This window comes from Oerskovia sp. USHLN155 (assembly GCF_037145535.1).
Lineage (GTDB): Bacteria > Actinomycetota > Actinomycetes > Actinomycetales > Cellulomonadaceae > Oerskovia > Oerskovia rustica.
On sequence record NZ_JBBCXG010000003.1, the window covers coordinates 251,918 to 264,517 of the forward strand.

6 protein-coding genes and 2 pseudogenes are annotated in these 12,600 nt (G+C 68.3%); 6 read left to right on the forward strand and 2 right to left on the reverse strand.

Annotated elements, in window-relative coordinates:
• Positions 1-69 precede the first annotated feature (69 nt).
• Positions 70-1,065: a hypothetical protein gene (locus WFH32_RS05985; RefSeq protein WP_336706494.1), complete on the reverse strand. Its 996-nt coding sequence runs from the start codon at positions 1,063-1,065 to the stop codon at positions 70-72.
• Positions 1,008-1,589, reverse strand: a complete 582-nt coding sequence (locus WFH32_RS05990; RefSeq protein ID WP_336706495.1) for a hypothetical protein — start codon at positions 1,587-1,589, stop codon at positions 1,008-1,010. The genes WFH32_RS05985 and WFH32_RS05990 overlap by 58 nt, the downstream gene beginning before the upstream one ends.
• Positions 1,590-2,139: 550 nt before the next feature.
• Here WFH32_RS05990 and mobF point away from each other — a divergent pair.
• From mobF to WFH32_RS06020, 6 genes and pseudogenes are all read left to right on the forward strand, one after another.
• Positions 2,140-4,017 (forward strand): annotated as a pseudogene (gene mobF / locus WFH32_RS05995) (MobF family relaxase); the annotation flags it as partial.
• Positions 4,018-4,078: 61 nt separating this feature from the next.
• Positions 4,079-4,231: pseudogene (locus WFH32_RS06000) on the forward strand (AAA family ATPase); the annotation flags it as partial.
• Between the two features lie 69 nt (positions 4,232-4,300).
• On the forward strand, positions 4,301-5,662 hold the full coding sequence (locus WFH32_RS06005; RefSeq protein WP_336706586.1) for a hypothetical protein: 1,362 nt from the start codon (positions 4,301-4,303) through the stop codon (positions 5,660-5,662).
• 460 nt (positions 5,663-6,122) lie between these two features.
• The gene (locus WFH32_RS06010) at positions 6,123-6,416 is read left to right on the forward strand and encodes a hypothetical protein (RefSeq protein WP_336706497.1); all 294 of its coding nucleotides are present in this window, start codon (positions 6,123-6,125) and stop codon (positions 6,414-6,416) included.
• A gap of 136 nt (positions 6,417-6,552) precedes the next feature.
• Positions 6,553-6,795: a hypothetical protein gene (locus WFH32_RS06015; protein ID WP_336706498.1), complete on the forward strand. Its 243-nt coding sequence runs from the start codon at positions 6,553-6,555 to the stop codon at positions 6,793-6,795.
• Positions 6,796-6,927: 132 nt separating this feature from the next.
• A complete protein-coding gene (locus tag WFH32_RS06020) occupies positions 6,928-12,231 on the forward strand; it encodes a sacsin N-terminal ATP-binding-like domain-containing protein (RefSeq protein ID WP_336706499.1) in 5,304 nt (1,767 codons plus the stop codon).
• Positions 12,232-12,600: the final 369 nt, after the last annotated feature.

Consider the following 12,600-nt stretch of genomic DNA (forward strand, 5'->3'; position numbering starts at 1 on the left):
CCGGGGCCTCGCGTGGTCGTGAAGTTGTACTGGTCATGCTCCGCCCCTTGCTGTGTGGCGGTGCTCGTGTCAGCGGGTCACGAGCACCTGCGCTTCCCCGACCGCGATCTGGACGGACTGAGCCAGCCCGTCCAGGCGGATGTTCCCGGATTGGCCCCCACCAGTCCAGGTGATGACCCAGTCCGAGCTCGCCGAGACGGTGAACCCGTCACCCGGCTTCCCCGCACTCGAGGTCGTGTAGACGTGGCCGCAGTCAGGAGACGGCTCACGTCCGCGATTCGCGTTGTACGGAGTCCCGGGACCCGCGCACGCGACGGTGTTGCCGTCGCCCATGTCCCAGGTGATGTCCTCGAGTCGTGCGGTGGCGGTCACGGTGATGCCGCCCGCCGATGCCGACGCCGTGATCGGGCCGGTCGTCGACGGACCGGGGTCCGAGGCCCACATCCACACCGGCATCCCGACCAGGCCGATCGAGTCCGGACCGGGCTCCGGCACGATGCCGATCTCGATCGCATGCAGGTTCATCGAGTCCACGGCGCGATCGGCGAGCTCACCGGGTGACGGACCGGCCGCCGGGGCGCCGGGCGCCCAGTAGAGGTCGATGTAGCAGTCGTCAATGCCGATGCCCTCGACCACGCAGTAGGGCGGCACGCACGCGATGATCACGCCGTCGGTGTTGCCCTCCCACGCCGGGTCGTCGGCCGCCGGCTGCGGGTCGGCTACCTGCGCATAGCACATCCGTGACGCGTCCCAGGTGTAGCCGTCGACGCTGCACGGCACCTCGGAACCGCCGTAGGTGCAAGTCCGCGTGGACGTGCCCGAGCCACCGCCAGGGCTGTCGCTGCCATCAGCTACCGGCTCGGCCGGTTGCTGGGGATCTGGCTGCACCCACACGAGACAGGTGCCCGTGGCCGGGTCTGTCAGTTCGCAGACAGGTTCCGCCTGGGCGGTCCCCGGGGCGAGGATCGTCAGGCTCGCGACGGCGAGCAGGAGGAGGATCGCATTCGTCAGTCGGTGGCTTCGCATGGCGGCTGCTCGAGATCCACGCTCGTCGACACTCGCCATCCGTCCACGGGATCGGATTCCCAGGTGCGGTTACTGACGGTGTGGCGAATCCAGCCAGTATCTGGCCGTTCGACAGTGACGACGGAGATACCACTACCGTCGACGACGTCGACACCCGAGACGTCGAAACACACATCGACCTCGACGGTCGGCACGCGGCCCGCGCTGGGGTCGGAGTTGTCGAGGTTCACCGACTGCACCTCGACGACGGAGAGCCGGGTACTGCCGGTCTGAGTCCAACCGTCGCGGGCCCAGCTCGAGAACTGGCTCTCCCGGACGTCCAGATCCTTGTCTATCGCCACGGACTCGAGTTCGGCAGCGTCGGTGGCGGGCCGCGCGCCGAACCGATCGAGGACCGCGTAGTACTCGTTGACGAGCGCTTCGGCGTTCGCTGAAGCAGCCTCGGTCTCCGACGTCGGGGTTGGGCTGGACGTGAAGGACTCCGTCGATTCGGAGACTGTCGGGCTTGGCGTGGGGGAGTTGTCGGGCTGGCCCGAGCACGCCGCAGCGCCGGCAAGCACCATGAGTGCTGTCGCTACCGCACTAACGCGACCTCCACGAACGGCCACTACCGAGCCTTCCTCTGAGAACACCTTCGTTCCCGCAGGATGTGACGTCCCTCGGCCGGTTCACCGGTCCGGGGACGAACCACAACAGTGTGGGCCCGATCACGCCGCCCGGCAAGGGCGGCAGGGCGGGCATGACATCCGATGTGAGTAGGAAATCGGCCTCCACGACATGGAGGTGTGCCTCTAGCCCCACGACGTCGAACAGGCGAGTCCCGCGCGCACGCTCGATGTCCGCTGTGCCGGGCCCACGCCGTCAGCCGCACCTCTTTGCTGTCGGCCGAGGCGACGAAGCCCGCTCCAAGCCCGTGTATCCCCTCCGAGGTCGCACCCCCGATCGAGCGGTCACACGTCTTGCAGTCGAGGCGGACAGGCCCACAATGGCGGCCGACGCAACTGCGTCGGGCGAGGTCGGCGGGCCAATCTCGACATGTAGTCGACTGGGGACTTCCTGCGCTCGGAGAATCGCGAACACCTCCTGGCTGGAGGTGTGCCGATGACCGTCTCGATGCACGTGCTCAGGGCCGGTGACGGCGTCGCCTACCTGCTGCGCACGGTCGTGTCCGGTGACGGCGACCGATCGCTGGCCACGCCTCTGACGCGCTACTACGCGGAGGCCGGCACACCTCCCGGGACATGGATGGGATCCGGTGTCAGCGAGTTCGGCAACGGAGAGCTCGCTCCCGGCGACACCGTCACTGCCGCCCAGCTCCAGAACCTCCTGGGCGAAGGGCGCGACCCGATCACCGCCGAAGCGCTCGGGCGACAGTTCCCGAACTACGCGCCGCTCGTCGAACGCATCGCCGATCGCGTCGCCAAGCTTGACCCCGACCTGTCGGGGATCGAGCGCGCGGCCGCCGTCGCGCGGGTCGAGGGCGAGGAGACCGCCCGCGGAACCCGCCGAGCGGTCGCCGGGTTCGGCCTCACCTTCTCCGTCCCGAAGTCCGTCTCGGTGCTGTGGGGCGTGGCCGACGCCGCCACCCAAACGACGATCATCGAGGCACACCATGCCGCCGTCGAGCAAGTGCTCGCCTTCTTCGAACGCGAGGTCGCGGGCACCCGCGTGGGCGCCGACAGCGGCAACGGACTCGTCGCTCGTGTCGACATCGTCGGCGTCGCGGTGACCGCGTACGACCACTACGACTCACGGGCCGGCGATCCGCAGCTTCACACGCACGTCGTCGTCTCGAACAAGGCCAGGACCGCGACGGACGGCAAGTGGCGGACCCTCGACGGGCAGCCGATCCACGCCTCGGTCGTCGCGCTGAGCGAGTACTACAACGCCGTCCTGGCCGACCGGCTCACCGCCGTCCTCGGAGTCGGCTGGGACCGCCGCCGACGCCCGGGCATCGACCGGTCCGACAAGTGGGAGATCAGTGGCGTCAGCGAGGCCCTCGTCGCAGAGTTCGCCAGCCGCTCGCGCGAGATCGACGTCGAGAAGCACAGCCTCATCGCTGAGTTCGTCGTCGCACACGAACGACAGCCCACGCCTCGGCAGGTCGTGAAGATGCGCGCCCAGGCCACGCTCGCGACCCGTCCCGACAAGGAGATCCGCTTCCTCGAGGACCTCACCGCCGAATGGCGGCAACGCGCCAGCGCAATCATCGGTGGTGACCCGACCGAGTGGGCGGGCGAACTGACCGGCAGCCGCGGGGGAGCGCAGCTCAGCGCGGACCTCCTCGATCCCGATCTCGTGAGCGAGATCGGCCAGCGTGTCGTGGCCAGTGTTTCGGAGAAGCGCTCGACCTGGCGACACTGGAACCTGTGGGCTGAAGCCTCCCGCCAGACTATGGGCTGGCGGTTCGTGACGATTGACGACCGCGAACGTATCGTCGCCCGGATCGTCGACGCCGCCCGGTGCCGGTCCGTCGCCGTGACCCCGCCCGAGCTCGCGTCGAGCCCGCCGAATATCACGCGGCCCGACGGGTCGAGCGTCTTCCGGCCCAAGCATGGCGCCGTCTTCTCGTCCACCGAGATGCTCGCCGCCGAGGACCACCTGCTCGACCGCGCCGGGAACATCACAGCGCCCACGGTCGACGCCGACGTCGTCGAAAGCGTGCTCACCCGTCGTCACGACGGGCGCCTGCTGTCCGCCGAACAGCGCCGAGCGCTCAGCGCAATCGCGACGTCGGCACGCCAGCTCGATCTGCTCGTCGGCCCGGCGGGAGCGGGCAAGACCACCGCGATGCGCGCGCTCCTGGCCGCCTGGACCGCTGCGCACGGGCACAGTTCCGTCGTCGGCCTCGCGCCGTCCGCTGCCGCCGCCGCGGTGCTCGCCGAAGACCTCGGCATCGCGTGCGACAACACCGCCAAATGGCTTCACGAACACGACCACGGGCGCGCCGACTTCACCCGCAACCAGCTCGTCATTATCGACGAAGCCACCCTGGCCGGCACGGGTACCCTCGACCGCATCACCGCCCGCGCCGAAGCCCGCGGGAGCCAAGGTGCTTCTCGTCGGCGACTGGGCGCAGCTCCAGTCCGTCAGCGCCGGTGGTGCCTTCTCGCTGCTTGCCTCCGTACGCGACGAGATGCCCGAGCTCGCCGAGGTCCACCGCTTCACCCACGAGTGGGAGAAGGCCGCATCCCTCGGTGTGCGCGCGGGGCGCGCCGACGTCGTCGCGACCTACGCCCGCCACGACCGACTGCGGGAAGGCAGCACCGAGGAGATGGTCGACGCCGCGTACGCCGCCTGGCACGCCGACCTGACCGCTGGGCTCACCGCGCTGCTCATCACCGACTCGGTCGAGACCGTGCACCTCCTCAATGAGCGGGCGCGAGCCGAACGCATCCAGACCGGCGAGACCTCCGCGGAACAGGACGTCGCGCTGACTGACGACGCTCGCGCCTCTGAGGGCGATCTTGTCATCACACGCCGGAACGCCCGCGCTCTGCGCACTGGGCGCGACGGCTGGGTCCGCAACGGCGACCGCTGGAAGGTCACCGACGTCCGATCCGACGGCTCCATCAAGGTCCAGCGCCACGGCCGACGCCGCGGAGCCTCCGTCGTCCTGCCTTCCGAGTATGTGGGTGAGCATGTCGAGCTCGGCTACGCCGTCACCGCGCACCGTTCCCAGGGCATGACCGTCGACACCGCGCACGTCGTGATCACCGGAGGCACCACCCGCGAGAACCTATACGTCGCCATGACCCGCGGCCGCGAGGCCAATATGGGCTACGTCGCCCTCGACCGCCCTGATGGCCTGCACGTTCCGCCACGGGCCGACGACATCGACGCCGTCGTTGTCCTCTACGGCGTGCTCAACCACACCGGGTCCGAGCTGTCCGCGCACCAGACCATCGCCGCCGAGCAGGACCAATGGAGCGGCATCGCCCAGGTCGCCGCCGAGTACGAGACGATCGCGACCGCGGCCACGCTGGAGCGGTACGAGGCGATCGTCCGCGACGGACTGCGGGGCGCGGGGCTCGGCGCCGCTGTGGTCGCCGACGTCATCGCGTCCGACGCTTTCGGGTCGCTCGCCGCGGAGATGCGCCGCGCCGAGTCCGGGGGAGCAGACCTCCCCACGCTGATGTCTGAAGCAGTCGGGCGTCGTCGGCTCGACGACGCCGACGACGTGGCGGCCGTCCTGCACTACCGACTCGGACGCGCGGTCGCCGACCTCGCGCTGGATCCCGAGCTCATCGTCGGGATGACTCCCGCCGTCGCCGTTGATCTGGCCGACGACGTCCGCGCCGCGCTCGACGAGCGCCGTGACCTTATGGAGGCCCGCGCCCGGAGCCTCGCAGTCACCGCAGTGCGGTCGGGCGAGGCGTGGGTGCGTTCCCTCGGACAGGAGCCGAGCCTCCCCGATCAGCAGGTTCGGTGGCTCCGCAATGTCGAGATCGTCGCCTCGTACCGCGACCGCTACGGCATCACCAGCGACGCACCGCTCGGCGTCGAACCGACCACGATCGCGCGGCGCCGGGACGCAGCCCATGCTGCCGCTGCGGCGCGCAACGCGGTCGCGCTCGCGGACACGCTCGACGATCAGCTCGACGACGCCCTGGCGTCGGGACTCGAGCTCGGCTGATTGCACCCCGCCATGAGGCACACGACGTGCCCACACGCCGCGATCGTGCGCTCGCGTATGCCTCGCCACGACGGGTTCCGACTTGGTAGTGGACAATCTCGGGTTACTGGCAGGTCTCGCACGTCGCCACGGGAAGACGAGAAGGAACCTGCCGGGGACACGCGCCCTTGGCCACGGGGATACACGCACAGGCAGGCTGCCGGCGGCGTTCTCGGTAGATGCGAGCACCTCCCTGTCCAACATCGGTCGCGGCCAGACCGCCGTCGCGGGCACCGCGGCGAAGATCCTTGACGTCGAGACCGTCGCGAGCCGCGACGAACTCGTGGCGCTCTCTCGATCGTTCGACCGGATCGGCACGGGCCTGTCGATGCTCCTGGAGCGCGGTGCGAAGGAGCGCTACTACTTCGTCGCGCACCACACGCGCATGGCGTAGGTCCCTTCGAAGGGCATCCTGCACGCGGTGCACTGGTACGTGGCCATCACCGAACAGACCCACCCGGCGTTCTTCGAAGAGGCGCGCGCTGTGCGCCCCGCGCTCCGCGTTCGAGCGGTGGATGCCGCGTCCGTGACGGGCCGCGAGTCGTTCCGCGAGCTCATTGACAGCGGGTTCGGCCGACAACGCACCGACGTGGGTCCTGACATGTCGGTGCGGATCAGGCACGCGTGGAGCAGCGGCCGGACTGTCGCGGACTTGGCCGCGATTGAGTCGGAACTCGCCGATTTCGAGCCCGCCGGTTTCAGTCTCGCCATCTAGCCGCGGACCACAGTGTGCCGGCTGCGCGAGGTCTTCCACAGGTCGGCGCTCCGTTCCGGAGACGCGTCCGGCGCCCGACTAACCGTCCGACTCAGGACGTCGGTGCGAGCGCCGCGGCCCAGGGAAGGAGATCCCCGTGGTCTGGTACCTCAGCTCCTGGATCGTCGCGGCCGTCCTCGTGCCCGCCTACAACGTCGGGATGATGAGGTGCACCGACTGGTACGAGACCACCGACAACGGCTGCGTCGCCCTGCTCGGCGGGCTCATGTTCTGGAACGCGGTCAAGTTCAGCGGCCTCGCCATCGCGAGCGTCGGACTGCTTGTGCGGGCGCGGTTCCGGGAACGGCGGCGGCGGATGCAGCAACGCACATGGCCGTGACGCGGTCCCACTTCAGCCGTACATTTGCACACTTCGGGTCGTGCAGCAGACCCAGACGCTCGAGCGACGCGTGGCGAGTCGGCCAGCGCATGGTGGAGAATCTAGCTGCGACGACGTGGTGAAAGGCGGACCTTGGAGCAGGCCAGTATTGGGACGATCGACGCACCTACGTCTGACTACTTCAGGCGGCGTGTCGAGGAGCGGGCGAACTCCGAAGCACGGCTATACCTCGCGGGCCGCGACGAGGACAACCCAGCCGTCACAGAGCTCAAGGATCTCATCGAGGGCGTCATCGGCCCTGAGTACGCAGGCCGGACGGTACTTGAACTCCTTCAGAACGGCCATGATGCACACGACCCGTCGCGGCGCGACGGTGAACTCCGGATCATCCTCGACGTGGATGAAGGCGAGCACGGCACCTTGTACGCCGTCAACGGTGGCGCACCTCTCAGCGACGAGAACTTTCGCCGGATGGCGGGCACCGGGCTGAGTTCCAAGCGGCCAGACAACAGCATCGGGAACAAGGGCATTGGCTTCAAGAGCGTTCGCGAGCTGTCGGCGGTCCCGGAGGTGTACAGCGCGCGAGGTGAGCGCATTCCTGGGCTAACGGGCTACCGGTTTCGCTTCGCAGCACCGGGCGACTTCGACGAGATTGCTCGTCGCGTGGCACCGGAGCGCGCCGGGTTGGCCGACGAGCTACGGTCCGGCCTCTCGAGCCTTCGAGTACCGGTGCCGATCGACGGTGCGGTACCGGCTCGGGTCGAGCGCCTCGCCGAGGAGGCCGTGTCGACGGTGATCCGGCTTCCGATTCGGTCGGCCGACGCCTTGGAGAGCGCACTGGCGCAGATTCACGAGATCGAGAGCAGCACCGTACCCTTCCACATCTTCCTCGAGCGAGTTGAGCTTGTCTCGCTGGAGGTTGTCGGCGGCGCGGAACCGCGCGCCACAACGCTGACGCGCGAGGAGGCGCCTGTTTCGTGGGCCGTTCAGTTGTCTCCCTTCGACGTGACGGTCCTCGAACGCCGCCTCGGGGACGGGCACAACTATGTCGTGGCGTCACACGACGTCAGCGAGGCGGAGTTCATGAGGGCGATCGAGGAGAGCTGCGCCGCGGGACAACTCAATGAAAACTGGCTGACGTGGAGGGGGCCCGCCCGGGTGAGCGTCGCGCTTCCGCTCGACCAGTGCTTCGACGCCGGGCGCCTCTACACCTTCCTTCCGATGGGTGACCACGCAGTGGCCCCGGTTCCCGGCCTGGTGAACGCACCGTTCGCATCGCGCGCGGATCGGCGAACACTGATGGAGTCGGTTCCCGTCAACGCGCTGCTCCTTGATTCTGTGGCAAGAGTGTGTGCCGCCCTTCTCGACGTCGGCGCCGACGATAGTTCGGACGTTCCGTCCGACGTGCTTGTCGACGCTGCCTCGTGGACGGCTGAACCCGCCCGGCTAGACGGGGAGCTTAAGCGGCTCGATCGAAGCCTTCGGACTGTGCCGTTCATCCCGGCACTCAGCCGTAGGCGACGACGGATCGCGATCGACACGGCATACGTGTGGCCCCATTCGGGAACCGTGCTGACGGTGGATGCTGTCGCGGCAACGGACGTTATCGACGTCGTCGACCCTGCACTGGCGGCTGGGCGGATCGACCGTGTCCGCCAGCTCTGCATGGCGTTCGGCGCGGTGTTCGAACCGCCGCCGCAGGTGTTTGCCGCGTGTGTCGAGGCGGTTGCCCAGAGCCTGGCGGCGGATGGCACAGCCGGTGAGGTGTGGGCCGACTTCTACGACGACCTAGCCGCGATCGACGCGGCGCCTGAGGCGCTTGCCGGACGCGCGATCGTTCTTGACGAGTCGGGTCAGGCTGCTGCGGCAGGCCATGCCGCTGGCTCGCCTCATGTGTACTTCGCGCCGAGGCAGACGGACGACGATGCCGCTGCGATCCCGTTGCCTGGCGTCCTGCGGACGCGCGTCGTCTTTGCGGCACCGGATGTGCCGGACCGAGTTGAGGGGCGTCCGACGCAGCGTCCCGGCCGCTCGTGGTTGGCACGGCATGGGTTGGTCAGCGAGTACCGCACTGAGAGTGTTCTTGAGGCGGTGTCCCGCACGATGGAGGAGCTCACCGCCGCGCCCGACGAGAATGACGCGTCGCTGCACGAGTGCCTGCTCTTCGCCTTCGCCTTGAACCGGCGAGGTTCGCGAGAAGTCAGCGACGCGACACTCGAAGCACTGGAATTGCACGTTCCCGTTCGCAGCGGTTGGGCGCGCGCGACGGACGCGCGTTTCGGAGCTGGCTGGGGCGGCGCGGATGTGGACATCGATAACGCGCTCGTTCGGCTCCTCACGAACGCGGGGGACGGCAGCGCAGAGCTCCAACTGCACAGCGACTCTTTGCTTCGGGCCCCTCACGAGCTCCTCCCGGAACCGGACGATCTCGCCGTCAGTGACCTGGGTCGGTTCCTTGCGGCGATCGGAGTGCGGCACGGTCTGTGGCCGGTCGCCCTTAAGAGGCGTCCACGGTCCCGCTATCACGCGGATCTCACGAAGCCACGGGGTGCGGAGATCCTTGGAGACCTCCCTATGATCGGCTTCGATGCCGACGACTGGCGCTCGTTGGCCGAGAGGTGGCCGGGACGTACTCCCCAGCAGTACTCCACTGAATACCGGGCACGCGGCGGGTGGTGGGTGCTGCCCGGCCAGGCCGAGTTCGCAGCGCTCAGCGCCGAGGGGCAACGGACTTACAGCGAACTCGTGGTCCTGGGTCTGGGCCAGTGGCCCGACGAGGCCCTGGAGGTCCGTTACGTCAGGCAGACCGACCCGGTGGGCGCGGTGTGGCCCACCCCGTTGGCCGCCTTCCTCGCCGCAGCCGCTTGGGTGCCACAGACCATCCCCGGAGATCGCGCGACGATCACGCTCACGACACCCGCCGAGTCGTGGTGGTTGGCGGAGATCGACACCGTCGATTTCTTGCCTGCCCAGCCGGCGCGGCTCCGGCGGGTGAATTCGCGCGCCTTCCTGGAGCGCATCGCCCGGCTCGGCTTGCGCATCTGGGACTGGGCGGACACCGCGAGGCAACGGCTTGACCACCTCACCGAGATGGTCCGCGCCGGCGGCCTCGACCCTCGTACTACCCTCTCCGTACGGAAGGCCGTCGAGGCTGGCTGGAGCGCCCTTGTTGACCAGACCAGCTTCATCGAAGTTCCCAAGGACGTTGTGGCGTACAGCCGGCGTGAGCTTCGCGTCGTCCCGACGACGTCGGATCACGAACCCGTCTACGTCGTCGACGTCGACGACTCGCGGCGGCGCAACCTGATTGAGGCGTCCCGGCTGAACGTCCTGCCGATCCGCGACATTCGACTGGGTCGCGCGGTTTTCAAGGTGCTCCGGCGCGAGGGGGCCAACGTCCGAAGCGTCGCCGACGCCCCGATGACCGTGACCGTCGACGGCATTCCGGTGAGCCAGACGCCGAAGCGTCAGCTCCTGGATTCTGAGACTGGCTGGCTAACGTCGCTCGCCGTCGGGCTCCTAGAGCTCCGGTATAGCGCCTTCCCGCCCCTGACGCCGAACGTGATCGCGGCCGCGATCGATCGAATCGAACAGGCGCAGGTCGTCGTCGGCCACCTCGTGACGGTGTCCATCGGAGAAGCAGCCGTGCCGCTCACCGACTCGGCGTCGCTGTACCTGCCCGACGACGGCGTCATCGTCGTCAGATGTGCGGACGACAGCGGGTGGCAGGTGCTCGCGGCGAGCGCCGACAGCATCGTGCAGCTGCTCGGCGCGCCGAGCACGATGGCCGACACGCTGCTCCTCGCGCTCACCAGCCTGCGCACGGCCGACCTGTCCGGCGATACGACGGCGGCCGTCGCGCAGGCCCTCAGGGTCGACGAGCACGAGCTCCGCGGGGTCCTGCACCTGGCCGATCCCGGCATCGACACCAGCGCGACCGTCTTCGTTCTGATGTGTGTCGCCCCGTCCATCGGGTACGAGCTGCATGAGTTGGAGACGCCAATACGCGACGACGCGTCGCTGCGCGACTGGCTGTCGAGCCACCTCGCCGTGGGGGACGCCGACGCGGACCGGGTTTTGCGGTTCAGCCTCACCACTGACCGTGGTGAGGTGCTCACCGAGCTGGGCGCCGACCTCAGCAGCGTCAATGAGCACCTCCGTTCCGTGCAGCTCGCCGAGCTCGAGAACGGCGCGGCCCAAGCTCAACAGTTTCGGGCCTACTTGCAAGAGCGCGGCGCCGTGCTGCGCGACCGACTCCGCGACCGGTTCGTCTCGACAGCACGATCCGGCGGGGATCTGAGCGACTACGTCCGCCTGACCGGACAGCTTGCGTCCATCGACGTCGATCCTGACTGGGTGAAGACACGTTGGACCGTGGATGCCGCGACCATGGACGACCATGTGACCCAATGGCTCGACGCCCAGGCACCAGGCGTCGACCCGGATGCGGAGGCGATGGCGGCGGTTGACGTGACCCGGGCCGACGCGCAGAACAGTCTTCGGTCCGTCCTCGGGCGGCTGCCTGCACTGATTGCGGCGTGGCAGTTCGGGGAGGGCGACACTTCGGGGACGAAACCCCTCGACGTGCCGCAGTTCGTCGCGGAGGTCACGGCGTCGGGACGTCTCGATTTCGGACGCCTGACACCGACGGAGATCGTCGCACGTCTCAAAGCACAGGGTCAGTGGCCCGCAGCGATGCCAGGCTTCACGACCGCATCGGAACTCAAGATCGCTCAGAGCGAGCTCGACGCTGCGCGGGCGAGGATCAAGGAACGGGAGGAGGCGGCTCGACGCGCGACCACAACGCTCACTTTCAAGGACGTGACGTTCACGGCGGAAAACGACGAGATGGTGCGCCTCTACGAGACCGTTCGCCGCTCCGTGCACGAAGGCATTCTCGAGACCCCGCGCGACCCGGTTGACCTGGCCATCACGTCAACGGACGACGCACCGGCGTCCCGACGAGGATCATCCACCCGACGTGGCGCCTGGCAGGCCCAAGGCGCCCCACCAGAGAAGACCAAGCTGATCGGGCTCATGGGCGAAGCGATCGTTGGCCGGTGGATCGAGGAGCAGTTCGAGCTGTCGCCGACCGACACATGGGTCTCCGGCTACCGACAGTCCGTGCTGGCCGACGGGATAGGCAACGACAGCTTGGGCTTCGACTTCCGGGTTGAGACCGCCGATCGGACGCTGCTCATCGAGGTCAAGGCGAGCCTGGGCGACGACAGGCGCTTCGAGCTAGGGGAGTCGGAAGTCCGACGGGCTCAGGACCTCGCCGACGATGAGGAGTACCGGATCGTGTTCGTCGTCAATGTCGCCGACCTGGAGAACGCTCGTATCTACCCGCTCCCAAACCCGTTTGCCTTGGGCGGCTTGCAGCGATATCGCGTCGTCGGTCGCTCGATGAGCCTCCAGTTCGATCTCGACCCGTGAGCTGTCCATGGGCTGTGCACGGACGGAGGCGTGGCCGATACGGCTCGGATTGCACGGGCTCTGGGTGAGTCGAGGTCTACCTGGCAATGGGCCTGGCCGGACGCCATCGACGACGAAGGTGTGGTGGAGGACGTGACGTGACATTGCACATGCTGCTAGCCGCGCCAGACGTTCTAGCGGTGCCAGGTAGAGTACGCAGAGCTCTCCGAGTGGGCCTGGCCGCATGCGCGGTGCGCAAGCTCGACGCGACCGACGTAACGCTGCGCAGGCGCTGATTGCCCGACTCCACCAGCCGACGTCCCGCGCTGTGGGGCTTGCCACGACTAGGGTGTCAGCGCAACTCAATCGCCGGGCCTGCCGGCACTTCGA